Origin of the sequence: Methylomonas lenta (genome assembly GCF_001644015.1) — a bacterium.
Lineage (GTDB): Bacteria > Pseudomonadota > Gammaproteobacteria > Methylococcales > Methylomonadaceae > Methylomonas > Methylomonas lenta.
The window spans coordinates 46,121-72,314 of sequence record NZ_LUUI01000101.1; the positions used below are offsets into that span (position 1 = coordinate 46,121).

The 26,194-nt window shown below is 49.8% G+C and carries 28 protein-coding genes and 1 pseudogene; 23 read left to right on the top strand and 6 right to left on the bottom strand.

Going from position 1 to position 26,194, the window contains the following annotated elements; genetic code table 11:
• Positions 1 to 8: 8 nt before the first annotated feature.
• The gene (locus A1359_RS21895) at positions 9 to 1,724 is read left to right on the top strand and encodes a pseudouridine synthase (protein WP_083960590.1); all 1,716 of its coding nucleotides are present in this window, start codon (positions 9 to 11) and stop codon (positions 1,722 to 1,724) included.
• Positions 1,725 to 1,897: 173 nt separating this feature from the next.
• Here the strand turns inward: A1359_RS21895 and A1359_RS10545 are convergent, their stop codons facing one another.
• Positions 1,898 to 2,332, bottom strand: coding sequence for a hypothetical protein (locus A1359_RS10545; RefSeq protein WP_232322184.1), 435 nt, complete (start codon positions 2,330 to 2,332; stop codon positions 1,898 to 1,900).
• A gap of 188 nt (positions 2,333 to 2,520) precedes the next feature.
• On the opposite strand from A1359_RS10545, the gene A1359_RS10550 reads away from it, so the two are divergent.
• The 6 genes from A1359_RS10550 to A1359_RS10575 all read left to right on the top strand — a co-directional run bounded on the left by A1359_RS10550 (position 2,521) and on the right by A1359_RS10575 (position 9,532).
• Positions 2,521 to 3,012: an integrating conjugative element protein gene (locus A1359_RS10550; protein WP_066982100.1), complete on the top strand. Its 492-nt coding sequence runs from the start codon at positions 2,521 to 2,523 to the stop codon at positions 3,010 to 3,012.
• Positions 3,009 to 5,063 (top strand): type IV conjugative transfer system coupling protein TraD, encoded by a 2,055-nt coding sequence (gene traD / locus A1359_RS10555; RefSeq protein WP_066982102.1) that lies wholly within the window; start codon positions 3,009 to 3,011, stop codon positions 5,061 to 5,063. The genes A1359_RS10550 and traD overlap by 4 nt, the downstream gene beginning before the upstream one ends.
• Position 5,064: 1 nt before the next feature.
• A complete protein-coding gene (locus A1359_RS10560) occupies positions 5,065 to 5,811 on the top strand; it encodes a TIGR03747 family integrating conjugative element membrane protein (RefSeq protein WP_066982106.1) in 747 nt (248 codons plus the stop codon).
• 164 nt (positions 5,812 to 5,975) lie between these two features.
• Entirely contained in the window at positions 5,976 to 6,506 is a 531-nt protein-coding gene (locus tag A1359_RS10565) for an REP-associated tyrosine transposase (protein ID WP_066982109.1), read from the top strand.
• A 172-nt stretch (positions 6,507 to 6,678) separates the two neighbouring features.
• A complete protein-coding gene (locus A1359_RS10570; protein ID WP_066982112.1) occupies positions 6,679 to 7,746 on the top strand; it encodes a DNA cytosine methyltransferase in 1,068 nt (355 codons plus the stop codon).
• 1 nt (position 7,747) lies between these two features.
• Positions 7,748 to 9,532, top strand: a complete 1,785-nt coding sequence (locus A1359_RS10575) for an ATP-dependent nuclease (RefSeq protein WP_066982115.1) — start codon at positions 7,748 to 7,750, stop codon at positions 9,530 to 9,532.
• A 178-nt stretch (positions 9,533 to 9,710) separates the two neighbouring features.
• Here the strand turns inward: A1359_RS10575 and A1359_RS23645 are convergent.
• Positions 9,711 to 9,788: pseudogene (locus A1359_RS23645) on the bottom strand (very short patch repair endonuclease); the annotation flags it as partial.
• A gap of 243 nt (positions 9,789 to 10,031) precedes the next feature.
• Entirely contained in the window at positions 10,032 to 10,403 is a 372-nt protein-coding gene (locus A1359_RS10580) for a hypothetical protein (protein ID WP_066982118.1), read from the bottom strand.
• A 275-nt stretch (positions 10,404 to 10,678) separates the two neighbouring features.
• Between A1359_RS10580 and A1359_RS10585 the strand changes: the two genes are divergently transcribed.
• Genes A1359_RS10585 through A1359_RS10660 form a run of 16 tightly spaced genes read left to right on the top strand, consistent with a single transcriptional unit; the run spans position 10,679 to position 24,225 of the window.
• Positions 10,679 to 10,969: an integrative conjugative element protein, RAQPRD family gene (locus A1359_RS10585; RefSeq protein WP_066982121.1), complete on the top strand. Its 291-nt coding sequence runs from the start codon at positions 10,679 to 10,681 to the stop codon at positions 10,967 to 10,969.
• 9 nt (positions 10,970 to 10,978) lie between these two features.
• The gene (locus A1359_RS10590; RefSeq protein WP_066982125.1) at positions 10,979 to 11,212 is read left to right on the top strand and encodes a TIGR03758 family integrating conjugative element protein; all 234 of its coding nucleotides are present in this window, start codon (positions 10,979 to 10,981) and stop codon (positions 11,210 to 11,212) included.
• 26 nt (positions 11,213 to 11,238) lie between these two features.
• Positions 11,239 to 11,598: a TIGR03745 family integrating conjugative element membrane protein gene (locus A1359_RS10595; protein WP_083960599.1), complete on the top strand. Its 360-nt coding sequence runs from the start codon at positions 11,239 to 11,241 to the stop codon at positions 11,596 to 11,598.
• 2 nt (positions 11,599 to 11,600) lie between these two features.
• The gene (locus A1359_RS10600; protein WP_066982128.1) at positions 11,601 to 11,978 is read left to right on the top strand and encodes a TIGR03750 family conjugal transfer protein; all 378 of its coding nucleotides are present in this window, start codon (positions 11,601 to 11,603) and stop codon (positions 11,976 to 11,978) included.
• On the top strand, positions 11,978 to 12,622 hold the full coding sequence (locus A1359_RS10605) for a PFL_4703 family integrating conjugative element protein (protein WP_066982131.1): 645 nt from the start codon (positions 11,978 to 11,980) through the stop codon (positions 12,620 to 12,622). Before A1359_RS10600 ends, A1359_RS10605 begins: the two co-directional genes overlap by 1 nt.
• 10 nt (positions 12,623 to 12,632) lie before the next feature.
• The gene (locus A1359_RS10610; RefSeq protein WP_066982134.1) at positions 12,633 to 13,484 is read left to right on the top strand and encodes a TIGR03749 family integrating conjugative element protein; all 852 of its coding nucleotides are present in this window, start codon (positions 12,633 to 12,635) and stop codon (positions 13,482 to 13,484) included.
• 1 nt (position 13,485) lies between these two features.
• The gene (locus A1359_RS10615; protein WP_066982137.1) at positions 13,486 to 14,892 is read left to right on the top strand and encodes a TIGR03752 family integrating conjugative element protein; all 1,407 of its coding nucleotides are present in this window, start codon (positions 13,486 to 13,488) and stop codon (positions 14,890 to 14,892) included.
• Positions 14,879 to 15,337 (top strand): TIGR03751 family conjugal transfer lipoprotein, encoded by a 459-nt coding sequence (locus A1359_RS10620; protein WP_198159320.1) that lies wholly within the window; start codon positions 14,879 to 14,881, stop codon positions 15,335 to 15,337. Before A1359_RS10615 ends, A1359_RS10620 begins: the two co-directional genes overlap by 14 nt.
• Positions 15,337 to 18,159 carry a conjugative transfer ATPase gene (locus tag A1359_RS10625; RefSeq protein WP_066982139.1) on the top strand — a complete coding sequence of 941 codons (2,823 nt, stop codon included), beginning with the start codon at positions 15,337 to 15,339 and terminating at the stop codon, positions 18,157 to 18,159. Before A1359_RS10620 ends, A1359_RS10625 begins: the two co-directional genes overlap by 1 nt.
• Before the next feature lie 4 nt (positions 18,160 to 18,163).
• Positions 18,164 to 18,655: a TIGR03757 family integrating conjugative element protein gene (locus A1359_RS10630; RefSeq protein ID WP_198159321.1), complete on the top strand. Its 492-nt coding sequence runs from the start codon at positions 18,164 to 18,166 to the stop codon at positions 18,653 to 18,655.
• Positions 18,656 to 18,678: 23 nt separating this feature from the next.
• Entirely contained in the window at positions 18,679 to 19,554 is an 876-nt protein-coding gene (locus A1359_RS10635; RefSeq protein WP_198159322.1) for a TraU family protein, read from the top strand.
• An 11-nt stretch (positions 19,555 to 19,565) separates the two neighbouring features.
• A complete protein-coding gene (locus A1359_RS10640; protein WP_198159323.1) occupies positions 19,566 to 20,930 on the top strand; it encodes an integrating conjugative element protein in 1,365 nt (454 codons plus the stop codon).
• A 50-nt stretch (positions 20,931 to 20,980) separates the two neighbouring features.
• Positions 20,981 to 21,307 (top strand): hypothetical protein, encoded by a 327-nt coding sequence (locus A1359_RS10645; RefSeq protein ID WP_066982150.1) that lies wholly within the window; start codon positions 20,981 to 20,983, stop codon positions 21,305 to 21,307.
• Complete coding sequence (locus A1359_RS10650; protein ID WP_157200527.1) at positions 21,253 to 22,833, top strand: conjugal transfer protein TraG N-terminal domain-containing protein; 1,581 nt, start codon at positions 21,253 to 21,255, stop codon at positions 22,831 to 22,833. The genes A1359_RS10645 and A1359_RS10650 overlap by 55 nt, the downstream gene beginning before the upstream one ends.
• Positions 22,834 to 22,863: 30 nt before the next feature.
• Positions 22,864 to 23,325, top strand: coding sequence for a hypothetical protein (locus A1359_RS10655; RefSeq protein ID WP_066982156.1), 462 nt, complete (start codon positions 22,864 to 22,866; stop codon positions 23,323 to 23,325).
• A gap of 6 nt (positions 23,326 to 23,331) precedes the next feature.
• Positions 23,332 to 24,225, top strand: a complete 894-nt coding sequence (locus A1359_RS10660) for a TIGR03758 family integrating conjugative element protein (protein WP_083960596.1) — start codon at positions 23,332 to 23,334, stop codon at positions 24,223 to 24,225.
• 49 nt (positions 24,226 to 24,274) lie between these two features.
• Here the strand turns inward: A1359_RS10660 and A1359_RS10665 are convergent, their stop codons facing one another.
• From A1359_RS10665 to A1359_RS10675, 3 genes are all read right to left on the bottom strand, one after another.
• Positions 24,275 to 24,910, bottom strand: a complete 636-nt coding sequence (locus tag A1359_RS10665) for a hypothetical protein (RefSeq protein WP_066982163.1) — start codon at positions 24,908 to 24,910, stop codon at positions 24,275 to 24,277.
• A 163-nt stretch (positions 24,911 to 25,073) separates the two neighbouring features.
• On the bottom strand, positions 25,074 to 25,457 hold the full coding sequence (locus A1359_RS10670; protein ID WP_066982169.1) for a DUF4186 domain-containing protein: 384 nt from the start codon (positions 25,455 to 25,457) through the stop codon (positions 25,074 to 25,076).
• Between the two features lie 111 nt (positions 25,458 to 25,568).
• Positions 25,569 to 26,045 carry an inorganic diphosphatase gene (locus tag A1359_RS10675; RefSeq protein WP_066982175.1) on the bottom strand — a complete coding sequence of 159 codons (477 nt, stop codon included), beginning with the start codon at positions 26,043 to 26,045 and terminating at the stop codon, positions 25,569 to 25,571.
• Positions 26,046 to 26,194: the final 149 nt, after the last annotated feature.

A 26,194-nucleotide genomic window follows, 5' to 3' on the forward strand; every position in this document is an offset into this window, starting at 1 on the left:
CATAGCTGATGAACGTTGATCCCCGTTTTCCCAACCCATTCCCGCCTCCCTTTGCCAGTAGCTGGGGCGATGATGCGTTTGGACTTTGGACCGAGATTAGACTAGAGACGGCTGGCGGCGAGCCCGTGGTGCAAAGCCTGCGTTGGATCGAGCCCGGCACTTTCTGGATGGGCTCTCCGGACGATGAACCGGAACGAAGGGATGACGAAGGCCCACAGCACCAGGTAACCCTCAGCAAAGGCTTCTGGCTGGCCGACACCGCCTGCACCCAGGCCTTATGGCAGGCTGTAATGGACGCTAACCCTAGCAGTTTTAAAAACGATCCCAATCAACCTGTGGAAACGGTCAATTGGCATCAGGTTCAAGAATTTATACAGCGCCTGCAAAAATTGCTGCCGAGCTGTCAGGTTGATTTACCCAGCGAAGCGGAATGGGAATATGCCTGCAGGGCCGGCACCGACACGCCCTTCAGTTTCGGCGCCAACATTAGCCCGCAGCAGGTCAATTATGACGGTAACCATCCCTACGCCGGCGGCGAAAAAGGCGAGTATCGGGAAAAAACCTTACCGGTCAAAAGCCTGCCCGCTAATCCGTGGGGATTATATGAAATGCACGATAATGTCTGGGAGTGGTGTAAGGATGGCCAACGGACTTATGACCAGCATGCGCAAGTCGATCCAATGGGATCGCTGACCGGCGACGAAGGGCCCCGCGTTATTCGCGGCGGGTCCTGGTACGACCGCGCCAGGTGGGCGCGTTCCGCCCTCCGCTTCGCCTACCGGCCCGGCTTTGCCGGCGACTTCCTGGGCTTTCGTTTTTGCCTGAGGTCCATCCAGCCCGGTCAGGAACCGGACAGCCCGGCGGGATCGCCGGGCCGGGTGAGCGGAGCGAGCCCGGAAGCCGATCAGCGCGCTACATTATTTGATAATCCCGACACGGTTACCACAACCGGTCAACAAGGCGATCGTATACAGAAGATATTATCCGATGCAGGCTTAGGTTCTCGTCGTGAGATCGAAGACTGGATCAGAGAAGGCAGGATCATCGTCAATGGTCAACCGGCGCAGTTGGGAGACCATTGTCTTGCCACTGATCGGGTTGAAATTGATGGTAAGTTATTTGACCTTACTAAAATTGACAGCTCGACTCGGGTGATCATGTACTACAAGTCTGCTGGAGAAATAGTTAGCCGTATGGACCCAGAAGAACGCGAGCTTGTTTTTGATAATTTGCCACAGCTTTTACATGCACGTTGGGTCGCTGTAGGCCATATGGAAGTTGATACAGAAGGGCTGCTACTGTTCACCACTAACGGCAAGTTAGCCGACCGTCTAATGAGAATATCTCAGCTGAATGAACAAAAATATGCGGTGCGTGTGCTCGGTCAAGTCGATGAAACTATGATTAAACGACTTCAAAGCGGAATTGTGTTGGAAGATGGTTTGGCTCAATTTGACACAATTCAGCGTAAAACAGACAAAGCGGAAACCAGTGCTAATCAATGGTTTTATGTCACATTAAAAAATTATCGAAACAAAGTCGTGCAACGTCTTTTCAAATCACAAGGAATTACAGTCAATAGGCTGATCAGAATCAGGCTTGGGAATTTGGAGCTTCCAAAAGAGATGAAAACACGCACATATATTCAACTTTCAGCTGATCAAGTGGCTGACTTAATGGAATCAGTTGGATTACAGGGAACTGAAAGCGATAATTTTAATTGAACGGTCGAAACTGGTTGTCAGGTTTTTTGTGTTTGACTGCCATTTGAAGTTAAACATTGGGTGATAGCTTGAGGTGGAAATTATCATTTCAAGCATTGTCCCACACCACCTTGACCAACGTACCAGCGGTGGCGCGCGTTTCAATATCTAAAAGCCCTCCAGATGCAGCCCCGTCAGGCTTCGAATCCGACCTCGCGGGAGGAAAGACCCGATTCGTCGCCATAGATTAACGATAAACCGACCGGATTTGGCTTATCGATTCGACTTGCTGAATAGGCATCCAACAGTGGCGTGATATGGCGGACCGAGCTAGGCGTGGTATAAACAAAATAGCACTCGCCATCATCAGCCCAGCAACCAAACATCGCCATGCCCACAGGTCCGTTTCGCCCTATATAGGCGGCCCGGAATGCGCCCAACAGCAGGTTCATTTCGCCGGATTCGTATTCCTGGCGCGAGAGTCTAATGCGGTGCCAACCCATGGTTATGGCCATCGGATACCTGCTGTCACTAAAACCTCCTGAATTTATCGGCCTAACGCCGGTTGCGCCAGTGATCAGCGCGACAGCGGTCATACTGACGCGGTGGATGAATCTTACCATCTGCATGCTGTTCAAACCAAAAGCCATCTCAATACTTGCCGGTCTTGTTCAAATACAGCCATCTGTTTCAATCCCACACAGCAACTACACGCTGCCGTTAATAAAACCCTGAACCTCTGAAACAGGGTATTGGATTGGTTTTGAATCGCACCTGCTCAAGAATGCTAGCGTTTAAAAGCACGGAGTCATCAACCATGCGTTTTCGATTAATAGTATTGAGTGCGCTTGTCGCCAGCCTGTCTTTGTCGAGTGGCGCAGAACCGGTGGTGATTTTTGACAACGGCCGCACCATGCGCTTGCCGCATCAGCCGCAGACGTTGCATGTTCAAACCCCGGTCGTCGCTAACTTTGACGTGCAGATAGAGCCTTTGCCGGTCAAAACCCCGTCGTTGTCGCCAGGTAAAGTGGCTTCACGCACGATAGACCGACCTTACCTGGATCGCCCAGTGTTCATAGTGGGTGCCGATCCTTTGTCGATACGCTGGTTGCGGTTACATCTAGCCCAACTCAAGCAACTTAATGCGATAGGTCTGGTGGTCAACGTTGAAACCCAGGCGCAATTACGCCAGTTGCAAAACACAGCCGGTGGGTTGGCGATCCATCCGCTGGCCGGCGACGCGATTGCCGCGCAATTAGCCTTGGTGCATTACCCGGTATTGATTACATCGACGCGGATCGAACAATGACGTCTCCGTATCCGATCGAAGCCTTGCTGCGGCCACCGGTAGAACTGTGGTCGGCAGTCTGTGCCTTCGCTTGTGCGCTGATAGCCTGTTTGGCTCCCTGGGCGATCATGATGACGCCTTCAGTCGGTTATGCCACCGCCGTACTTTTGGCTGCGCTCGGATGTATCAGAACCCGGGAAGCATTGTTTGTATTGCGCTATCAACGCAACATGCGCAAGTTGCCGCGCTATGAAATCGCGGCCGAAGACATACCGGTCAGCCGGCAGCGCTTGTTTCTGGGCAAAGGATTTTTATGGCAGCAAAAGCACAGCCAAAGGTTGCGCGATACGCTGCATCCTAAAGTAAGACGCTATATCGAACCGTCTTTTGCCTACCAACTGGCCCGACGCCTGGAAAGTCGCTGGGAACGATCACCTATTTTGCAGCAGGTAGCCAAGCTATTACAAAATCCTGCCTGGTGGAATCCGGTCGCACCGTTACCGCCGTTGGGCGGCAAGCCGCAAATTCATGCGGTTGAACTGAAAGAGCAAGCGGTCAGCATGGATTTACGCGAACGGGTTGGGCATACCCTGGTGCTGGGCACCACCCGGGTCGGTAAAACCCGGCTGGCCGAACTCTTGATTACCCAGGATATCGCTCGTGGCGATACCGTGATTGTGTTCGATCCCAAAGGCGATGCCGATCTGATGAAACGCATGGTCGCAGAAGCCAAACGCGCCCGCCGCAGCCAGGCACTGTATATCTTCCATCTGGGTTATCCGGAGATCTCCTGTCGCTATAATGCCATCGGCAATTTCTCTCGCATTACCGAAGTCGCTACCCGCTTGACCAACCACTTACCCAGTAGCGGCAACTCGGCGGCGTTTCGGGAATTCGCCTGGCGCTTTACCAATATGATCGCCGTGGCCCTAGTTAAAATGGGTAAACGCCCGGATTATAAATTGATCACCCGTTACATCACCCACATCGAACCGCTGTTGACCGAATACTACCGACAATGGCTGCCCGAGGTGGCACCGCCGGACTGGGAACAACAAGTGCAACGCATCGCCGAAAACATCAACGAACGGGATTTGCCCTTTGCCCTCAAAGGCCGCTCGCCGGAAGTGATTGCCCTGGTGCGTTATGTGAAAGACAACGGTTTTTACGATGCGGTTGCCGATGGCTTGCGTTCGGCGTTTGAATACGACAAAACCTATTTCGATAAAATCGTCGCCTCCTTATTGCCGTTGATGGAAAAACTGATTACCGGCAAAACCGCCGCACTGATCTCGCCGGATTACACCGATCTCAACGATAGCCGGCCCATCATCGACTGGCGGCAGATCATTCGCCGTCAAGGCATCGTCTATATCGGGCTGGATGCCTTATCGGATATGGCGGTGGCATCCGCCGTCGGTAATTCCATGTTTGCCGATCTGGTGTCCGTGTCAGGGGAAATATACAAGCATGGCACTGACCACGGCCTGCCGGATGCGGCAAAAACCCAGCACCTGCCGACCATTTCATTACATGCCGATGAATTCAATGAATTGATCGGCGACGAGTTTATCCCCTTGCTCAACAAGGCCGGCGGCTCGGGATTTCAAGTGACGGCCTATACCCAAACCTGGTCGGATGTGGAAGCCCGGGTTGGCAACAAAGCCAAAGCCGGGCAGGTGGCCGGCAACTTCAATACCCTGATCATGCTGCGGGTCAAGGAACTGGCCACCGCCGAAATGCTCACCAACCAAATCGACACCTGCAACATCAGCACTCTGATGGAAGTATCAGGCGTCAATGATTCCGCCGACCCCAACTCCAGCATCGATTTTACCTCGCAAAACCAGGATAGGATTTCCGTTACTGAAATGCCGATGATTTCACCCGCTACCGTGATGGCCTTACCCAAAGGCCAGGCCTTTGCCTTGCTGGAAGGCGGCAATCTATGGAAAATCCGCATCCCCTTGCCCACTAAAACTAACGATGCACTGCTGCCAAAAAACCTGCAGGAGGTGGCCACGGAAATGCAGCGCCGCTATTTGACTAACGATTACTGGTGGGCGAGCTAACGTGGCCGCCCCGGCTGTGCAGCGCAGCTCGGCCCAGCAAGCGGCGGAGCAGGGCATACTGGCCAGATGGGTCACGCGATTGCTACAGGGGCTGATTTTTCTGATCATAACCTTAGGCTTTTCCATTGCCACAGAATGGACCGGCATGGCTACCGGCTTTTGGGACGAAGCGGGCACCCAGCACTGTCAAATCATGCTGGAGCAAGAGCTCAGTGTTCTGAATGCCGACTTTCGCCGCAGCGTCATCGTCGAGCAACCAGCCCAGTTTGCCCGACGTTTTGCCGATAACTTTTACAACTTGATCTTTCGCAAAACCGGCATCGAAAGCCTGATCATCGCCTTGGCCAAACCGACCCCGGGCGTCAATGATGGCAGCTTCAGGCAGCGCTTGCGACACTATTACCAGCTAGCCCAAGACTATATGCTGGCCGCCATGCTGATCACCCAAGTGTTTGCCGTGCGTTTGGCCGTTTTGGTCCTGGCACTACCGGCATTTGTGTTATTAGGCTTGATGGGCTTAACCGACGGTTTGGTGCAACGGGATATTCGCCGTTGGAGCGGCGGTCGGGAAAGCTCGTTTGTCTATCACTGGGCTAAAAAAGTCCTGTATCCAGCGCTGATTATGCCCTGGATACTGTATCTGGCCATTCCCAGCAGCATCCATCCCAACCTCATCGTGTTACCATTTGCAATACTGTTTGCCATGTCCGTCAGGGTGATGGCGTCGACGTTTAAGAAGTATTTATAATGCTGTAAAGCAAACAAAGCTTGAAGTCGAATGTTAAATTTTGACACCAAACTGCCAATCGCTTTAGTTTTATTAACGTCTGCAAATTGATATATGCTGATGTTGAGTTGCAGAAGTAGGCTGGGTTGAATGATAATGAAACCCAGCTTATGAATGAATAAATTATGCGCACTTATATTCGTAGCCATTCCAAAAGCGGCGTATATTTCTTTACCGTCAATCTTGCTCAACGAAAACAAAATGATTTGCTGGTTCAGCATATCGACGATCTACGCCAAGCATTCCGATATACTAAACAACGCCATCCCCTGGTCATAGAAGCCATAGTGGTATTACCCGAACATTTACATTGCATTTGGCGATTACCCGAAGGCGACGACGATTATCCGTTGCGTTGGTGTTTGATCAAATCGCATTTTTCCCGGTCTATCGAGAAAGGTGAAAGAGTATCCGACAGTCGGTTACGTAAAAAAGAACGCGGACTATGGCAACGCCGTTATTGGGAACACCAAATCCGCGACGATAGGGATTTTCAACGTCATTTGGATTATATTCATTACAATCCTGTAAAACATGGGCTTGTAACTAAGGTGAAGGAATGGCCTTATTCATCCTTTCAGCGTTGGGTTAAATTAGGGATTTACAGCGAAGATTGGGCGGCCGCACCGGACGTAATCGAACATGATTGGGAATAATGGCAATGCTGGGTTTCACATTGTTCAACCCAGCCTACGGCCCTATGCCATTGAATAAAAAACGAGGTGTATAACTTACATCAATCTTGTTGACTCAATGCGTTATCAACGCCTAGTATCAATTCTCGTATGCTACAATGCTGGAAACTTAAAATATACACAACAGAACAGGATGATCGACGTTTTCGATTTTTTTTCAGGATGCGGTGGAACTAGCAAGGGATTCGAACTTGCTGGTCTTGATATTCAAATGGCAATTGATTCGGATAAAGATGCTGCATTAACTTATCGGAATAACTTTCCAAAAGCGAAATTTTATTGTGAAGACATTCGATCGTTTCCGACTGATTCGCTTTCATCTTTCGTATCTTCAAGACAAGACCGACCAATGTTGTTTTGCGGATGTGCTCCCTGTCAGCCTTTTTCAAAGCAAAAAAAAGGAAAGAACGATCAAGACAATCGAATTTCTTTGCTGCTTGAATTCTTAAGATTTATTCAATTTTTTTTGCCTGAATACGTTTTTATTGAGAATGTTCCAGGACTACAAAATGTATACGGCAAATGCGGTCCTTTCGATACATTTGTTACAGCACTTAAAAAATCACTATATCAAGTAGAATTCAAGTCAATTTCTTCTCAAGATTATGGTGTGCCACAAAAAAGAAAACGATTGGTATTGATTGCTTCTCGATTGGAATATATTTCTTTTCCAGATCCTACGCATGGTGATGGTTGGATCAATACCCGATTTACAACTGTCGCTGATAAAATAAAACATTTACCAGCGATCGAAGCTGGCGAAGTTTGCTCCCAAGACAGCAATCATAGAGCAGCTAAATTATCACCTATTAATTTGGCAAGAATTAAAGCGACCCCTGAAGGAGGCGATCGTCGTCATTGGCCAGCGCAGTTGCTATTAAAATGCCATAAGGATTATGTCGGCCACTCAGACGTCTATGGCAGAATGAGGTGGAACACTCCGGCAAGTGGACTCACAACCCGTTGCATTAGTTATTCCAATGGCCGTTTCGGCCATCCCGAGCAGAACCGAGCAATCAGTGTCAGAGAAGCGGCTTGTCTACAGACATTCCCAGAAGATTTCGTTTTTCTGGGAAATTTGAACTCTATGGCAAGACAAATCGGTAATGCCGTCCCTGTAGATGTAGCTCGTGTTTTCGGTGAGCATTTTCTGATCCATTATCAAAATTATTGCAAAACAAAGGATTCTAAAGCAGCGTAATATGGACGAATTTAAAAATAGTCTTTGTAAAATTAAACAGTTAATAGAAGCTAATCAATTCAGGCCCTATATAAACTATATTCGGTTTCCCTATTTTAAAAATATTCAGCAAGATACGAAGATTGAATTTGAATATCCTCTTACCGTACTAGTTGGAAAAAACGGGTGCGGAAAGAGCTCTGTTCTGCATGCTTTATATGGGGCACCTGAAGGAAAAAGTGTTGGAGATTTTTGGTTTTCTACAAACCTCGATCCCATCAAAGAGGATACTAGTGGTCGGAATCGAATGATCTACGGCTTCTACTCAAGCGATGCAGGCCGACAAGTTGAGGTTATAAAGACAAGAATTCAATTTAAAAAAAAAGGCGGCGTAACTATAAATCCAGATTATTGGGAGCCGTCAAGGCCACTAAAAAACGATGGCATGGAAGACATGCCTCCCTTACCGGAAGGTATAGAAGAATTACCAGGGAGATCGAAAACGCGATGGAATACTATCAGTAAAAATGTTGTGTATATTAATTTCAGGTCAGAATTAAGTGCGTTTGATAAACTTTTCAATTTCCATGATTTGACTAATGCCCATCAAAGCAAACAAAATTATTTACGCACTTGGGCAATTCGATTGAAACATGCAATTGATTGTAATTTAACTTCTTATACATTTTATAATAAAGATAGAATAAAGGAAAATAGAAAATTTTCCGATGATGAATTAGAGGCAATTTCATTAATTTTGGAGAAAGATTATCAAAGTGGTAAATATATCGAGCATAGCTTTTTTAAGTCCGAAGGGTATTCTGTAATTTTTACAACGGATAAAATTCAATATTCCGAGGCTTTTGCAGGCAGCGGTGAATCAATCATCGTCAGATTGGTAGTTAAGGTACTTAATGCCCCTGATCATTCTTTGATTCTTTTGGATGAACCCGAAGTATCTCTTCATCCGGCAGCTCAAAAAAAATTACGTGAATTTTTACTTAAACAAATTATTAAGAAAAAACATCAAGTTATTATGGCGACACACTCGCCTATTTTTGTTGATGGATTACCGAAAGAGGCCGTCAAACTTTTTTACTCTAATCCAATTACAAGGAAATTCGAAGTACAAAACGAAACCTATCCGGCTGAAGCATTCCACCATCTTGGCTCATTACTACATTCAAAAAAAACGATAATTGTAGAAGATAAACTTGCCCAAAAAATAGTAGAAAAAGCGCTTAAATTGATCGGCAACATTCATGAAGATTATGATGTTGAATATTATCCAGGCGGGGCAACTGCATTAATCGGCAGTTACATTCCTTATCATTCGATTCAAACAGATAAAAACGTTTGGTTTGTCTTAGATGGCGATCAAAAACCTGATGAAGAGCATATTGATCCAGATACTATTCCTAGTATAGAAAGTAAAAAATTATCCGATTACATAAAAAATCAGGTTGGACAAGAGATTAAATTTATTCAAGATAGTAATAGCTCCAAGCAAGAAGAAGAGCTCCAACGACAATTTCTAAAATTTTACAGGGATAGAGTTTTTTACCTTCCGTCCCAAACACCTGAAAAATTCATTTGGGAAAATGTTTCAGCTTTGAAAAGCCAAGAAGAAATGCCGAAATGTTATAAACAAGCATTTAAAAGTTATACCCAATCTGATCTAGGTGAGGATAATGTTAATTCTGAACAAATTTTTGTCATTCAACAGTCAATGTTGGCTAAGGTTCCAAGGGATTGTGAGGAAATGAGGAATTTGATAACAACGCTTGAAAATATCATCAATAATTAGTTAAAAATGATCTAATCTTTTCGGTGATATTTAAATTCAGTCCACATTGCCAAATAACCAAAGTCTTCCATCCTGAATTCTCCAGTTCTTTTGTGTTTTTCCCATCTATTTTTTGATTAGAATTGATTTGAGTATTCCAAAAATATTTACGTGTTTCTGGGGGGGCGTCGCCTTACAATTAGGCATGTCCATGCCAAAAATAGCCATGCACAAATATTACTTTATTTCTCCCTCGGAAAACAATATCGGGGTGCCCTGGTGAATCTTTTCAGTGTAATCTATAACGAAAACTCATCGAGAAAATCAATTTTTAGAGCCCGTAGGTTGCAGTAAACAAAGTGAACTGCATCTTTCGCGATTGATGAGGTCCGTTCATCATTAAATCCTATACGCGCTCAGTGCACATTTTGAATAGATAGAACTACCGCATCGCCAGCAGTCTTCCTAAATTTTTCGAGTTAGCACTGTCATACTTCTTGCTGTCCGATAAATGTGATTATTATGACTTTAATAATTCATAAATATCGCTGACTATTTTTCCTAACCGTTTAGAGGATAGAGATTTTGTTGAATATTCTTGGGCTTGGCTTTTAGCATTTGAGCTGCTGTTGAACATTTCTATTAGTTGCATTTTTGTCCATTTTTTAAATGCAAAGCCAGGCGATAAAACGTATTGTTCAGGTGAATACCAGAACTCATCTCCTGTTGAATCTATAACCTGAATAATGCTTTTACCTTCAATAGGTGTTGAACTTATACAGCTTTTGGCTAATTGTTTAATATTGAATGCAGAATAAAGGCACTCGGCAGAGAGCACAATCACTGGATATTTTGGCTTCCGCATTATGATATTAAATTCTATTTGATCCACATGAATCCTTTGATTTCGTTCTGGTTGTGACGGGTTATTCTCTTGATCTGTATATTTTAAATACTAACATCATCTTTATGGCAATAAGATTTTGTTAGAAGCTCGCTTAAACATCAAGCAATTCATTGTTGTCGTCATAAACAGCCATTTAGCAACCTCAAATCATTCAAACTTCCCAACAAAACCCTGGCTCACTAACTTAGGGTTTCAGCTGGGCTTTTGTCTGCCAGTTATGAACAATGAGCCCCACTATTCCTGATCGGGAGCGGGTTCCAATGCTGTGCAAAATTCGAGTTGTGCTGATTCTACTGTGTTTTCCATGGTCTGTGCTAGCCGATTTGGATGGTGAGCGGACCGCTTTGGTCAAAATCATTCATGAACTGGACGGCTTGGAACCTTTAATCGTTACCGCGCAAGCCCAAGCGGATCAGGATGGTCGGGTGCAATTTCAATATGACTGGCTGCTGCTGGATATTGAACGCATCAAACTCGGCATTCAGGAACACCTGACGGCGCCTCGCCAGGCCCGCAGTTTTCCGCCGCTGAAAGGTGATTACCGGCGTTAGGCCAACAGTATGACGAATACCCAGGTTTCGGCATTTTCCCATTCCACCGGCGGTGTGCTGCCTGGCCAGTTGTTGTTGGTGATTGCCGGTGTGCTGGCGGTGATTTATCTGCTCTGGTTAGCCTGGCTGGCCTATGCGCAACTGGTGGCCTGGCAAACCGGCCAAGGGGTTTTTTATGACCTGCTGTTGTCGATCATGCGCGGCGGCGTGGTGGCTTTGTTACTGGGCTATTTACTCCGTTAATGTGTTTTTTATCAGAGGATTTCATTATGTTTAAGCGCTTACAACACAATCTCTTTCCCAAACTCCTGGGGTGTTGGGCTAGTCTTATGCTTCTTAGCGGCAATCTGTATGCCGCCTTGCCGACAGCCGTAGCACCCAGTAATGCTCCGAAAGCCGGCGACTGGCTGACCTTAATCAAAGGCTATGCCAAAGATGCCGGTTTGGTGATCGGGTTGGTATTGGCGGTGGTGGCTTTTTTATGGATTGCCTGGATCACCATCTCCAAATTCAACGAAGCCCGCACCGGCAGAGCCGAATGGGGCGAGGTGGGTTTGACCGCCGTGGTAGCGGCCGGCGTAATGATCTTCATCAGTTATCTGCTCACCGAGGCGTCTAAGGTCATTTGAGCATGGACGATTTCAGCGAAACCTTGGCCGACCGCCTCAATCAGGAGCCAGTCATCTTCAGAGGCAGCACACATTCCGAGTTAGGGCTGATTTTGTTGTTGGCCACGCTGTTCTGGTTGCCGGTCAGTTTGCTGATTGCCGCCTGCTTGGGGGCGCCGGCCATGGGTTTAGGGTTGGCGATGGTGGGTGTATTAGTGACGATCGTGTTCGGTTCGACTTGGTTTCAACGCATCAAGCGCGGCCGGCCGGATTACTACTACCAGCATCGCTTGATGATTTTTCTGCATCGACTCGGGCTGCGTAACACCCGGCTGATTCTCAGTAGCGGACATTGGGATCTGGGCCGTGCCGAGTGGCAAGCGCCATTTAGAGCAACATAATGCGTTATCAGGATCTGAACAGCCGGCTGCTCGCGCATATCAACACGTTGCGAGCCGTCATCGCCGGGTTGACGCTCATGTTATTACTGCTGGGCTATGCCTGGCATGCCGCTCGCAGCGATATCCGGATTCATATTCCACCCGACTTGCGTTCCGGTGCGGTGGTCCAAGCCGACGACATCGCCCCGGCCCATGTGTATGCCTTTGCAGCTTACATCTTCCAGCAGCTCAATCACTGGGACAGCGATGGCGAAACCGATTACGGCCAACAGATTTTCCGCATGGCGGCCTATTTAACCCCGGATTTTCGGGAATATTTGAGCAACGATTTAGCCATTCGCGGTAAACGCGGCGAGCTGGCAGGCCGGGTGCGCTCGATTCAACCGGTCGCCGGTCGCGGTTATGAAGAACGCCGGGTTGAGCTCATTGATCCGCATACCTGGCTGGTCTGGTTGGATTTTACCATTCAGGAAACCGTGCGTGGCATGGACGTTAAGCAAGTCCGCATCCGCTATCCATTAACGGTGGTGCGCTACGACATCGATCCTGAGCTTAATCCTTGGGGTTTGGCCTTAAGCGGCTTTGCCGGCGACGGGCCTAAACGTATTGATGCCTTGGATAAATCTGAGGCTAGCCACGAGTGAGGGCGAAACGATGCAGACAGGTAACCAATCGTCATTTGAAAAACCGGGATTATTAGTCTTCCTATGCATTAGCCTCAGTTTCAGTCAGCCCAATTGGGCAGAGTCTGCCGTGGAACGTTTGTTTTGGGACAAGGTACCCTTGCGTATTACCTTGCCGGTGGGCCAGGAACGCTTGGTGAGCTTTCCTGGCGAAGTGCGAGTCGGCATCCCTGCGCCATTGACTGGCAAGTTACGCACCCAAAGCCATGCCGGTACTGTGTATTGGTTAGCCAAAGAGTCTTTTGAGCCCCAGCGTATCGAAGTGCGCGAGCTGGACGGGCAGGGCATTGTACTGATCGATCTGAGTGCCAAACAAGCGCCGGATTTGCCGGCTAATCCGATTGAAATTCTGTTCAGACCCGGACAGCGATCATCTGCGGAGGCTTTATTAGGCGAAGAAGCCGATGCAACGATACCGCAGGTTGCTAGCCAAAAATCTAATCCCGGCAAAAAACCAAAAACCGCCGGCCTGGTGGCCTTAACCCGCTTTGCCGCCCAGCAACTCTATGCGCCGCAGCGCTTATTGAAAACCGCACCATGGATACAGCGGGTGTCGGTCAGTCAGACGCCGTTAGAACATTTGCTGCGAGGCGAACAAATTTTAGCGACGCCGATTGCCAGCTGGCACAGCGGCAGACTGTATGTAACAGCGGTTGAACTCAAAAACACCGGCCCTGATTTTATCGATCTCGATCCACTCCAATTGCGCGGCCAATGGCGGGCAGCGACTTTTCAGCATAGCCGTTTGCATCCGGCCGGCAGCGAAGCCGATACCAGTGCGGTGTACTTGGTGTCCGACCGGCCTTTTCACGAGGCGCTGTAAGATGGGCGCGAACCGGCTATTACCCATCGTTGCCGGGCTTATCCTGCTGATGTTGATTGTAGTCGGCGTCAAGACGTACCGTCAGCCATCACCGGCTGTGCATTTGTCGGCTGTGCCGCAAGCCGGTCGGCCGGATGTCGACTCGCCCGCCGACACCATACGCACACTGACCGCTGAAGTCGCGGTGATTAAAAGCGAAAGCGAAAAGCTGCAGATGCAAAATGAGGCCTTGCTTAAACAGCGTGATGAAATCGAAACCCGGGTCAAAGCCGAGCTGCAAACCCAACTGGCTCAAGATACGCAACAACAGGCCAACGAAGCGGTCAGCCAACTGGCACAGCAAATCGATTATTTTAAAAACCGGTTGGATCAATTGAGTGACGCACCCACTCAAGCCCAGACAGATGCTGGTAACGATATTCCAATCGGTTTTGGCATCGGCGCTGACGACGGTTTGAAAGGTTTCGAATCCCCCCTGACCTGGATCGAACCCTTAGGCACTCCAACCGATGACAAAGGCCGGCCCATTTTTAAGCGCGTGGCGAACGGTGCAGAGCGCTTATTACACACTAGTCAATCAGCTGCTGGCACGACCGAAGCCTATCTGACAGAATCCGTCGGTGCCTTAACCGAACCGGATCGGCCGGTCTATACCGTGCCACGCAATGCCACCTTGATTGGCGCCACCGGCATGACCGCTTTAATCGGCAGAATACCGATCAAAGGCGCGATTGAAGATCCCTTTCCATTCAAAGTCATTGTCGGCCGGGATAATCTGGCTGCCAACGGCATCGAAATGCCCGGGCTAGATGGGGTGATTTTCAGCGGTAAGGCGTCGGGTGACTGGACCTTATCCTGCGTGCGCGGGGACGTGTTGTCAGCGACCTATGTATTTGCCGACGGTACCATTCGCAGCTTATCGGCGGATGACAATAGTCTAAGCCGAGATAAACAAGCCACCGCTTCTGGCCAGACCGGCAATGCCACGCGCACGCTGGGCTGGATTTCCGATCGGCGAGGGGTTCCCTGTGTGACCGGCTCCCGCATCAGCAATGCTGCCAGCTATTTGTCCGGACGCATACTGGCCTCGGCGGCCGAAGCAGCGGCCGGGGCGTTTAGTCAAAGTCAGGTCACCAACAGTATATCGGCGGCACAAGGCTTGGCGACCTCGGTGATCACCGGCGATGCGGCGCAGTATGCCGGTGGCAAAGCCATGGCCGGAGGGGCTACCGAAGTCAGTGAGTATTTGCGCGAGCGGGCCGCGCAGTCGTTTGATGTGGTGTATGTGGATACCGGCGCGGAACTGGCGATTCATATCGATGTGGCCTTGCCGATTGATTATGAACCGGGCGGCCGCAAAACCCAGTATGACTTGGCCGAAAACGAGGTTGACGATGATTTGGATTAACTGTTGGTCACAGTCTTGCTCAGTCGTGCTGATGGTCAGTTTGTTGAGCGGCTGTGCGACGGGTGATAAAGAAAGCATCCTGCCGCAGGACGGGCCGACTATGAAAGAGGTCTATCAACGACATTTTTCCGGAACGTCGAACGACGCCAATCAATCCGTACTGACTCCTTCGATCAAGCCTTACCGGCCAGCAGAGTTACCGACTGAGCAACAGGAAAAAGACCAAAACCAAAACCAAAACCCAATTTCAACGCCCTTCACCCAATCCACCAGGCAGACTCTGCAACAACAGTTTCCGCGCTTGAAAAACCCTACCTTGATACTGTATGTGTTTCCACATCTCAGCGGCGATGGACACATACCCGTGCCGGGTTATGCCACAGGCTTCAGTTTTTATGAGACGATCGAGTTCGCCTTGCCGGGTGAGCCGGAGGCGGGTTACTGATGGCTTGGTTTCGATCGCTACTGACTCGGCAACACGGAGATTCGGCGCACCCGCAACGCCGAGCGACCGATAAACCACCGACCGAACGGCGCATTCGTCAGCAGTATGAACGGCCGACCTCGTTCACCAATTTGCTGCCCTGGCTGGAATACCTATCGGCGACCCAATGTTTTTTGCTGGATGACGGTTACAGCGTCGGGGCGTTGTTTAGGATTGCCACGGTCGACTCGGATGCGCGCAGTGAAGTGTTTTTAAGTGAGCTGCGGGATAAATTGCAAACGGCTTTGATTTCGTTACCCGAAGAACTGGAAAATCCCTGGATCGTACAGTTGTTCGTGCAGGATGAACCCAATCTTGCCTACCTGGTGGATCAGATTCGCCAGTATGCTCAGCCACGTGCCCGGGGCAGTCGATTCAGCGAAAGCTATTTTAAAGTGTTGGAAGACCATCTGGCCGCCATCTCCCGCAGCGGCGGCTTGTTTGAAGACCAATTAGTCACCGGCGGTCCTTGGCGTGGGCAACGACGCACTGTCAGAGCAACATTGTACCGGCGGCGAAAAGTCAGCCAGCAAGCGTATGATTATTATCATATCTCGCCCGAGGATGAACTGAATGATGTAGCCGGTAAATTCAGCACCGCGTTATTGACGGCTGGCATCAAGTCCAGCCGTTGCAACGGTCAGGAGCTGTATGAGTGGCTGTTTCGTTGGTTGAATCCCAATCCAGTCATGACCGACGGTGACACCGAGGCTTTGTTAAAGCAAGCGCCTTATCCCGGGGATAGCGACATGCCGTTCGGGCATGACTTTGCTGAATGCTTGATGTTGGGTATGCCGCATTCCGATGCTCAACGTGGACTATGGTGGTTTGATGGCTTGCCGCATAAAGTCATCACCGTGCAAGCTCTGCGTAACATCCCGGCGATCGGCTTATTCGGTGCCGAACGCCAAGTCGGGGAGCATCGCTTTGCCCTGTTCGACCGTATGTCGGAAAACACCGTATTGAGCATGACTATTACCGTCAAAGCCCAGGATGCGGTGCGCAATCACTTGGCGCAGGTGCAACACGGAGCGGTGGGCGATTATCCGGAAGCCAAGTTGGCCGCGCGAGATGCTGATAAAGCGCAGATGGAAATCGCCCGGCACAATAAATTGTTTCCGGTGCAATTAGCATTTTATGTTAGAGGAGACAGCGAAGCGGCGCTGCACCAACACATCAACCAACTGCATTCACTGTTGCTGGCCAATGGCCTGCAACCGATCCGGGAAGCAGACGATCTGCTGGCCCTGGACAGTTATCGTCGCAACTTGCCCATGGCCTATTGTGCGACCCATGATCAATGCGAAGCCCGTCGCTCCAGGCTGATGTTTTCTAAACAGGCCGCCAATCTGGCGCCGGTCTATGGCCGCAGCACCGGTACGGGTCATCCGGGCTTTGTATTTTTCAATCGCGGCGCCGAGCCGTTACTGTTCGACCCCTTGCACAGCGAAGACCGGAAAAAGAACGGCCATGCCTTGATTATCGGTCCGACCGGGGCGGGTAAATCGGCGACCTTGGTGTATTTGATTTTACAGATGATGGCCATCTATCGACCGCGAATATTTATCATCGAAGCCGGCAATTCCTTTGGCCTGTTGGGGCAGTATCTGCAGGCGCACGGCGTCAGTCTGAATCAAGTCACCTTAGCGCCGAATGTCGATGTCAGCTTGCCACCGTTTAGCGATGCGTTGAAACTGCTGGATCAGAGTTTGCATCCCGCTGACGATCTAGCCCTTCACGAAAATGCTGATGGGTGCGTTGAGCTCAGCGATGAAATTGGCGACGAAGAGGAGGGTAACGATGATGATCAGAAAGTCGACAGCGGATCAGAAGACGACCCGGATAGCGACGATGCTGTGCGCGATTTGCTGGGGGAGATGGAAATTGCCAGTCGCATCATGATTACCGGCGGCGACGCGCGCGAGGATGAGCGTATGACTCGGGCGGATCGTTTGCTGATCCGCCATGCTATTTTATTGGCGGCGAAAACGGTGTTTGAGGCCGGCCGCGAGCAGGTGTTAACGCAAGATGTGGTCGACGGGTTACGCAATTTGCCGGGCTTATCGGCACAGCGCCAGGAGCGCGCAGTGGAAATGGCCGATGGCATGAGCTTGTTTTGTACTGGCCTGGCCGGGCATTTCTTTAACCGGCCTGGCAGTCGCTGGCCGGCAGTTGATGTGACGATCGTCGATATGGGGATTTTGGCCCGGGAAGGCTACGAAGATCAATTGACGGTGGCCTATATTGGCCTGATGAATCATATCCATGATAGGGTGGAACGCCAGCAAAACGATGACCGGCCCACGCTGGTGATCACCGATGAAGGCCACATCATTACCACCAATCCTTTGTTATCGCCTTATGTGATCAAGATCGTCAAAATGTGGCGCAAGCTGGGGGCCTGGTTCTGGATCGCCACCCAAAACCTGGAAGATTTTCCGCAGGCCAGTAAACGCATGCTGAATATGCTGGAATGGTGGTTATGTCTGGTGATGCCTAAAGAAGAAGTGGAACAGATTAGTCGCTTCAAAGATTTGAGCGCCGAACAAAAGGCATTGTTACTGGCAACGCGTAAATCGCCCAAACAGTATACCGAAGGCGTGGTGCTGACTGATGAGCGGGCACTGCTGTTTCGTAATGTGCCACCACCGTTGGCACTGGCTCTGGCCATGACCGAAAAAGACGAAAAAGCCCGTCGGCATCAGATCATGCAGGAACGCGGTTGCACGGAGCTGGAAGCCGTTAATGTGGTGGCTGAAGAACTTAGCCGGCTGCGTAGGTGACGCTATGTATCGTTCAACGTCTGTTATGTCGCTAAGTATCAGCTGGCTACTAAGCATTGGTCCGCTGATGGTTTGGATTACGCCGGTAATGGCACAGGCAAACCCGGGCAATCAGAACCATCCGTTGATTGAAGTGATACACAGCGATGCCGACAGGTTGTCAGGGCAGGCAAAGCTGCTTCAGCAAGGCTACGACGTCAAACTCTACAATCTGGATGCACCGAAACAGCTGTTATCATCTTTAAGTCAACACTTGCCCGCTAATCAAACTGCGGCTAAACGCACCTTGGAACAACGGCTTCAACAACACGGCCGGCAAGCGTTGCAACAGCAGTTGATTACGGCGTATCAAGGGCTGTCTTTGGCCATGCAATACCAAATCGACCGCTATCCGGCGGTGCTGTTCGATCAGGGACGGGCGGTTATTTATGGCGTCACCGATCTGGAGCAGGCGGTACATTTGTATCGGCAGTGGCAAAGCGGTTTAAACAGATGAAAAACTGCGCAGTCCGCATTACCATGAATAGGTACATCATCGCCATCAGCATCTCAGGGTTTCTGAGTTTCTCAAGTTTGGCAGATGATTGTATTCAGTTGCGGGTGGTTGGGATTTGCATCTGGATTATTTGCACACCGTTTGGCTGCGATATTGACGTCACGCCGAAAATCGGTCATTTCAATCCGGATGTGTTGGTGAAAGTGACGAATCCGCAGGGCATAGAGCGGACGGAAGATCCGCAGCGTAGCGACACCCATAACCGTAATCACAACAACCTGATTCAGCAAGATGCGGTGGCGGTGGGCCATCCTTTGACCGGACGGATTTATTGTCCTTCCAACACGTCGGCGAGTTCGCCCTACTTTGTCTCCAAACTCGACCAGCCATCCTGGCGATGGGGCGGTCTGGATGCACTAAATCCGGCCGCCTGGGTGCCGGGCTTGCGAGAGATCGGCCGCTGGCCGTTCAATCATTGGGGCCATGTTTATCCGCGAACCGGCTGGACTCTACAGGCGGAAGCCCCCAAGGCGGCCGCAGTGGTGGTGCAGCGAGTGGGTGACATTATTACCCGCAATGGCCAGCCGCACCTGTATCGCAGTATCCTGGGTCAACGGTTGTTCGTTGAGGACGAAAAGGTGACTTGGTCACCCGGCAGCTTGGTCGAGAACAGCAATGAAGCGGGCTGGTGGCAACCGACCGCACCGAAACTGGAGCACTGTTTACTGTTTGGCGTCAACGATGTATTGGATACGCGTGGCTGGGGTGGCGGTCGGGTAGCGGACGATGGGGAATACACACACGCGCTTTGGCGGCCTTATACCTGTTGTGAAGTCAAAGACGGTGTGTTGATCGTGATCGATTTCATGCCGTATCCCAGTCCCGTCGTGACGAATTGATGGGAAAGGCTATGCGCGCTGCTATCGTCCGACTATCAATGTTCGGTTTACTGATGAACCAGGCTGCGCCGCTGTCTGCGGCACCCTTGGCCAATAGCGACAACAGCGATTTTTATTATGAAATCGGCGGCGCCCGTTCGATTTCAGTGCCGGCCAATACCCAAGTCAATAGCTATGCCATCAACGGCGCACTTGAATACGGTTTGGGTTACAGCTGCGGTAACTTTGATCCCACCCTGGGAGTAGCGAATCTATTAAATGGCTTGCAGCAAACCGGCAATAATCTGGTCAATGGCGCGGTTGGTGCGGTGCAGGCCGCTATCGGCGGTTTACCGGCTTTGGTGTTACAGCGCATCGATCCGGGGCTGTATGACTTGTTTCAAAATGCCGTGATCCGAGCAGAAGCTGCGATTGCACTGGCCAATAAAACCTGTGAAGACTATGAACAAGAGATCCGCCAAGGCCAAAACCCGTATGCTGATTGGAGCGATCTTTCCAAGATCATCGACTGGAAAGTCCAGATGGGTAAAAACGGCTACGGCAGCGCGAAAGTCGATGTCGTGCAAGCCAAGCAAAATGTGCAAAAAGCCAATGGCCAGAACGGTATTCCCTGGATAGGCGGCAAAAAAGCCGGCGGGGTTCAACAAGCAGCCATCCAGGTGACTCAGGATAGTGTGCAGGCAGGTTACAATCTGACCCTTAATCGGCAGGCCGGTGACAACTCAGCACCTAAAGTCTCCAAAAGTAAGCCGCCGCGCTTGGTTGAGGTGTTCGCAGATCCCGGAAAAGCTTCGCAATGGGCGGTCGATGTATTAGGCGATGTGCATATTCGCACCCACGACAACCATCCGGTTGAAACCATTCCCGGCCACGGTCTATTACCCAAAGTCGAAAAAGACATGGCGAGCATTCAGCAGGGCTTAACCGATTTGGTGTCCGGCAAAACCCAAGCCAGCCTGACTAATCTGGAAAAAGTCTCCAGCGACGCGGTACTGATCAACGGCGACGTCATTGCGGCGATCAAATCCCTGAAACCCTCCGAACAAGCGGTAGCTATCAGCAAGTTGGCCTCGGAAGCGGCGATGACCCGCACGGTGGAAAAAGCCATGTTGATTCGGCGCCTGTTGCTAACCGCCAGTCGGGAACCCAATCTCAGTGCGACCCAGGCCAATACCGCCATTCAAACCTCGATTACCCAGTTGGATCGGGATATTAATGATGTATTGTTCGAACGGCAAATATACAACGAACTGGCATCGAAAACCTCTGGGTTGCTATTGTCGTTACAACAGCAACAGACTCAACGCGGCCGGACTGCTCTGCGCCCAGCCGGTGCCGATGACAGCATTTTTCAAGAGGGGGCGATCAAGCCATGAGGAAGCCTCAGAAATCCTCCTGTCAGCAGCCAGGACGAAGCTGTGTGCGGATGTCTTTTGCTTTCACTGTAGGTGTTGCTGTGCTTATTTTGCTGATAGCACAATTCTTTTTCAGTTTGGATGGCCTGGCAAAAATCATCGAAGTCAGTAAGGTTGGGTTCACGGTTTGGCGCCTGTCGATATTTTTATTCTTAATCGGTGGCTGGCCGGTTTTTACAGCAATTTACACTGATTGGGCTGGACTGACGGCCCAACAAACCGCCAGTCTCAAAGCTTATCGCTGGCGGATGGCGGGGTGGCTGTTGGTAATGGAAGCGCTTTTTTGTCAAACGCTGTGGCTGGACTTTGGCCAGATGCTGATCGAGATAGGGCGCTAGGCGACATGAACGTATCCAGCTATTTAGAGATTTATCTCACCCAGTTCGGCTGGTCGCTATATGGTTTGTTGTGGGACATTCTGGTGCAAACCGGCTTGGCCTATCTGCCGTTTATCGCCATGTTGCTGCGCAATATCGCCGAGCCTATCAAAAGTCAGGAAGCCAAGGATGCTTCCAGCACCTCTTTGAGACGGATCGAGATCGATATTATCAGTATGTTTACTGTGATTGTACTGGCCGTGCAGCCGATGTTGACCATTCAAACCACCGGTTTAAGTGTCAGCAAAGCTTGTGCGAATGGACCCGCCATTACGGGAGGAAATACCGGTACCACCTATGACAGCACGTTTACCCAGGCGGCTTTGGGCGGTGTGAGTGCCAAAATACCGATTTGGTGGTACGGGGTGTTGGCGGTGACCGGCGGCATCAATGATGCGGCAATTGTCGGCATCCCCTGCAGTGCTGATCTACGGCTGACTAGTTTTAAAATCAGCAATGCCCGCATCAAAGACCCGCAGTTACGACAGCAAGCCCGCTTATTTTTTAACGATTGCTATGCGCCGGCGATGGCCGCTTTTCTGGATAATGCCCAAAGCGTGCCGAACAACCTGGCGCCCGATGATGTGTATTGGTTGGGCTCGACGTTTATGCTGAACGGAGCCTATCAAAACCTGCGCGCCAGTAGCAATATCCCTGGGTTTAGTTATGACAAAAACCGTGATCTGGAATACAACCCGGCGCTGTATGTTCCCAAAGACGGCAAGCCGACCTGTGCCCAATGGTGGAGCGGACAAGGGCATGTGAACAGCATCGGACTGCGCCAGGCGTTGGTGGGCCAGATCGATGGCTCTTATCTGACCGATTTTAAAACCACGGTGGCCGCCTTATCCGGCAAGTCCAAACAGGTGGTTGAAGATATCGCCCTGAAAACCCTGATCGCGCGCGAGGAAGGCTACTTCAATGGTCTGCGTGATCTTAATCGCTACAACGACCCGAGTATGGCCAATGTCGGCAACTCCGTCGCCGCCACGCTGGGTAGTCTGATAGAAGCTATGTCTTTTTATCCGGCGATGTACATGATGAAAGCGGCCGCACCTGTCATTCAAGCAGCGATTCTGATGCTGATTTACGGCTTGATGCCGTTTTATTTTCTGTTCTCATCCTACGATATCGGTAAGGTGGTGTTTATGTCCATTATCGTGTTTTCGGTCAAGTTCTGGAGCGTGTTGTGGGCCATCGCCCACTGGTTGGACAATCATTTGTTAACCGCCATCCAACCCGCCTGGTTTCAACTGCAAGATGCGGCCAGCCAAAACAATTTGGTCGTGACCATGGTGGTGGATTTTGTGATTGCCGGCTTGTTTGTGGTATTGCCGCTGTTTTGGTCGGGCGTGCTGGGGTGGGCAGGGCATCGGGTGGGGAGTGAAATGGTAAGCAGTGTCAATAGGATGAGAGACAACGCCGGTGCTGCAGGCATGGCGGGAGGCGCTGCAGCGCTAAAAGCAGGTGGAAAAATCATCAAATAACTGTCAACAATTCATCTACGAGGAGTGGTCATGAATTTAAAACCGGTGTTATTCAATATCTTTATTCTCATCCTCAGTGTAAATCTGTCTTTTGTTAGGGCTGAAATTGTCGATCCTGCGTTCGAAGCTTTACTGAAGCAACAGGTTGATATAAACGAAGGCGTGCAAATACAGCAGATAATGCCAGTGGAACTCGATAGCCGTTTGCCTGGCGTTGAGCAGGCCGTGTTGTGGACGATCATGGGACCGACCTATTGGCGCAATCAGTTGAGTATTTTGACTCACGAATCAGAGCTCCTAAAGCTTCTGGGCACAATTCCGGTTGTCGGCATGGCAAGCGGATTTGGGCCGGTAATGTCAGATGGTACGCTGCAGGTCGAAACCAAGATTAGTGGTCCAAATGATCCTTTGTGTTGCCCAGCGCAAGACAAGATGCTTTACTTTCGTTATCGGGATGGGCAGTTGTCTGACGTCATCCCCCATTCAGAGTAATGCCGCATGCAGCGCGGCAGGCGAACAACTGTTCTAGGACTGTTATTTTCTACTCTAGTGTGGGCGGCATCTGAATACAGCGATTACTTGGCCGCGCTCAGCGCAAAAGAGTCCAGCAACAACCCAAACAGCATGAATCAATACGGGTTTTTAGGCCGCTATCAAATGGGCGAGAGCGCCTTAATTGATGCAGGCTATTATCAAAAAGATATGACGCCGGACACCAACGATTGGCAAGGTGTCTGGACCGGAAAGAACGGCATTGACAGCAAAGCCGATTTTTTAGCCAATGCCGCTGGGCAAACTCAGGCCATCAGCGATTACAACGGCAAACAATGGGCCACGATACAAACGTTAGGGTTGGACAATTATCTGGGGCAAACAGTGGGTGGCATCCTGATGACCGAGTCGGGTTTGTTGGCAGGCGCACATTTGGTAGGGGTGGGCGGGCTTAAAAAGTATTTACAATCTAACGGAATGGTGGTCCCCAGCGATGCCAATAACACCGCAATTACCCAATATATCGCTGCTTTTAGTGGCTATAACATGGCAGCGATAACAGGCAATACGACTTCAGCGAGCAATGGTGGTCAAGCTGGTAGTGGAGGCGCTAGTGGCAATGTACCCAATGGAAATCAGAATCCGATATCAGGTTCAAGCCAACCTCAGCAATCGCCTTCGGCCGCTTTTGCATCAGGCGCGGGTGGTGTCAGCTATCAGGATATCAAAACAGCAATCCATTCGATCATCGCCATCCTGCTTTTTTTGTGGACGGCATTTGTGGCTTGGGGGCAATTTAAATTGTGGAGTGATAACGGTATCTCGATTATGGGGATGCAGACCAATATTTTCAGAGCGAGTGCTGTGATGTTGTTGCTGATATTTATTTTTATGGCATAGACTTCCTACAAAATCGGGAAGTAGTAAATAAGGTTAAACATAAATTTAGTCAATAAAGACCACCTTCCTGATAACCATCATCCCATTTTCCAGTAGCGTAATTGTAGGCAGAGCCTCCCCATTTGGCCTCGAAATCTTGTTCAATTTCATCCACCAAACCTATTCGAGCAACTAGAATAAACCCGATTAGATAAACAACGCCATTCGCCAAATGTTGGAAAATGGGCGCGAACAGTATGGGTGCTATAACCAAGGCTCCTGCAAACCACCATAGAACCACTTTATTTCGAATTAATTGCCTCATATTTTTCAATAGGACTCGGCCAATTGCGCTGACCAGCAGTTTGACTTGAATATGCCGGCTTATACCAAATCCAAGCAAGGCAGGGATCAACAGGCTAGCTGCACCTATCATCGCCAGACAACCGGCAACACCCAGGTTAACAATCCATTTAACGCTGTTGTCGGCATCGAAAATCAACCCCATCACCAGAGGCAAGGTTGCTGCGCATCCAAAGAGTGTCAACCACTTGCCCCTGTTATTCAGCAAAAGCAGCGCCTTGTCGTTCAAACATGAAGCGCCGGTGTCCAGTTGGATGTTACTCAGCACGGTGTTCAAGCGAAATACCGCAATCAGCAAGCAGAGGGGTAAAACGATGGCCAGGATAAATAAAAATGTTTCCATAATGCCCTCCTATAATGAAGATTCAGGCGTTTATGTGGTTTGTACCAACAGTGTATCCAGCGTTGTCCAGAAATTTTGGTTAACGGCTTGGATAGTATGACTTTCGATGAAGCCTAGCAAAAGAAGGCGTTGGATGTCTATTGAAAAGTGACTTCCTGAGTTTTTAGTGTCTGGCATTACGATCGATACCTCTGGCCTGAAGTTCCTCGATCAGCCAGCGTTTCAACACGCTAAGGATGTAATTCTTTTCTTCATCGGTTAATGGGTGGCCCTGAGTAATTTGATGCCATTGGGCCAGGCAACCTCGGCAGCAACAGGCAGTAGCATGTTGTGCGACAAAAACCGGATGACCACGAAAGGGTGTTTGTTTACCGTCTTTTTCAGGCAAAGCGGGTGCCAGTCGTTTGCTGATAAAATCGTCAGCATGATTCATGATAGTGGCTAGGCCTTTGTTCTGCAGATATTCAAGATCTTTTCCTTGCAGGTGAAACTTTTGACGGAATGCTGATTGTGTCAGTGCTGCAAACAGTGCGTTTAATTCTCTCATGGGTGTACTGCCACAAACTTGAGGGTGGGGCAGCGATTATAAAGACAATTTCCGTTTCAGGGACAACCTGAGTCATTGAGCGGGGATCGGCATTAATAACAGCTCAAGCCTTCAAAAGGGAATAGTTGGGCCATGCCAATCCATCTCCGTTCGTGGCGTGGCCTTTGCAATGGCGGCATCAACACTGCCCCAACCTGTACATGCGTGCCGTCCGCGGCGACCTCTGAACACATTCAGCAACCATTTGGCTTTAGCGTAAAACCTAAAAAACAGCACAATCAGGCGTTGCTGCCTTTTTGTGATGGGTGATGAGCTGCAGATCAGCTTATCGTCGTACAAGCCTCGGTCATATACGCCAATTGCGCCCCAGGCGGATACGCTAATCTTGCTACCCAACGGCAAGCGTGGGCCAAGCACCACAGCATCTAATAAATCACCCTCCAGACCTATGAAAGCCGGGATCGAGCCATAGTTAAACGGGCAGGGTAGCGGCGAGATAAAATCCAATTGCCCGGTGGACCCGCGTTTCAAAAAACTGCCACGCGGGATCTCAATGATGACTTCAACTTGAATGCTTGATTGTGTCATGCTCGCTCAGTTGTTGAATCTCGGTCATTTGAAAAACCCTGACTACTGAACTTAGCATTTTCAATACTGGGCACGGACAGATAGTCACTATCATGCTGTTTCCTTGGGTGTCGCTGGGCCAGAATAAGGCCTATCAATAGGATAGGGTA

Excerpts from the sequence above, each read along its gene's own strand:
- A1359_RS10585 (WP_066982121.1), top strand. The coding sequence starts at position 10,679 with ATGCTGTGCAAAATTCGAGTTGTGCTGATTCTACTGTGTTTTCCATGG.
- A1359_RS10575 (WP_066982115.1), top strand. The coding sequence starts at position 7,748 with ATGGACGAATTTAAAAATAGTCTTTGTAAAATTAAACAGTTAATAGAA.
- A1359_RS21895 (WP_083960590.1), top strand. The coding sequence starts at position 9 with ATGAACGTTGATCCCCGTTTTCCCAACCCATTCCCGCCTCCCTTTGCC.
- A1359_RS10635 (WP_198159322.1), top strand. The coding sequence starts at position 18,679 with ATGAATAGGTACATCATCGCCATCAGCATCTCAGGGTTTCTGAGTTTC.
- A1359_RS10565 (WP_066982109.1), top strand. The coding sequence starts at position 5,976 with ATGCGCACTTATATTCGTAGCCATTCCAAAAGCGGCGTATATTTCTTT.
- A1359_RS10660 (WP_083960596.1), top strand. The coding sequence starts at position 23,332 with ATGCAGCGCGGCAGGCGAACAACTGTTCTAGGACTGTTATTTTCTACT.
- A1359_RS10610 (WP_066982134.1), top strand. The coding sequence starts at position 12,633 with ATGCAGACAGGTAACCAATCGTCATTTGAAAAACCGGGATTATTAGTC.
- A1359_RS10640 (WP_198159323.1), top strand. The coding sequence starts at position 19,566 with ATGCGCGCTGCTATCGTCCGACTATCAATGTTCGGTTTACTGATGAAC.
- A1359_RS10615 (WP_066982137.1), top strand. The coding sequence starts at position 13,486 with ATGGGCGCGAACCGGCTATTACCCATCGTTGCCGGGCTTATCCTGCTG.
- A1359_RS10600 (WP_066982128.1), top strand. The coding sequence starts at position 11,601 with ATGGACGATTTCAGCGAAACCTTGGCCGACCGCCTCAATCAGGAGCCA.
- A1359_RS10550 (WP_066982100.1), top strand. The coding sequence starts at position 2,521 with ATGCGTTTTCGATTAATAGTATTGAGTGCGCTTGTCGCCAGCCTGTCT.
- A1359_RS10665 (WP_066982163.1), bottom strand. The coding sequence starts at position 24,910 with ATGGAAACATTTTTATTTATCCTGGCCATCGTTTTACCCCTCTGCTTG.
- A1359_RS10675 (WP_066982175.1), bottom strand. The coding sequence starts at position 26,045 with ATGACACAATCAAGCATTCAAGTTGAAGTCATCATTGAGATCCCGCGT.
- A1359_RS10630 (WP_198159321.1), top strand. The coding sequence starts at position 18,164 with ATGTATCGTTCAACGTCTGTTATGTCGCTAAGTATCAGCTGGCTACTA.
- A1359_RS10570 (WP_066982112.1), top strand. The coding sequence starts at position 6,679 with ATGATCGACGTTTTCGATTTTTTTTCAGGATGCGGTGGAACTAGCAAG.
- A1359_RS10625 (WP_066982139.1), top strand. The coding sequence starts at position 15,337 with ATGGCTTGGTTTCGATCGCTACTGACTCGGCAACACGGAGATTCGGCG.
- A1359_RS10605 (WP_066982131.1), top strand. The coding sequence starts at position 11,978 with ATGCGTTATCAGGATCTGAACAGCCGGCTGCTCGCGCATATCAACACG.
- A1359_RS10545 (WP_232322184.1), bottom strand. The coding sequence starts at position 2,332 with ATGCAGATGGTAAGATTCATCCACCGCGTCAGTATGACCGCTGTCGCG.
- traD (WP_066982102.1), top strand. The coding sequence starts at position 3,009 with ATGACGTCTCCGTATCCGATCGAAGCCTTGCTGCGGCCACCGGTAGAA.
- A1359_RS10590 (WP_066982125.1), top strand. The coding sequence starts at position 10,979 with ATGACGAATACCCAGGTTTCGGCATTTTCCCATTCCACCGGCGGTGTG.
- A1359_RS10620 (WP_198159320.1), top strand. The coding sequence starts at position 14,879 with ATGATTTGGATTAACTGTTGGTCACAGTCTTGCTCAGTCGTGCTGATG.
- A1359_RS10670 (WP_066982169.1), bottom strand. The coding sequence starts at position 25,457 with ATGAGAGAATTAAACGCACTGTTTGCAGCACTGACACAATCAGCATTC.
- A1359_RS10595 (WP_083960599.1), top strand. The coding sequence starts at position 11,239 with ATGTTTAAGCGCTTACAACACAATCTCTTTCCCAAACTCCTGGGGTGT.
- A1359_RS10655 (WP_066982156.1), top strand. The coding sequence starts at position 22,864 with ATGAATTTAAAACCGGTGTTATTCAATATCTTTATTCTCATCCTCAGT.
- A1359_RS10645 (WP_066982150.1), top strand. The coding sequence starts at position 20,981 with ATGTCTTTTGCTTTCACTGTAGGTGTTGCTGTGCTTATTTTGCTGATA.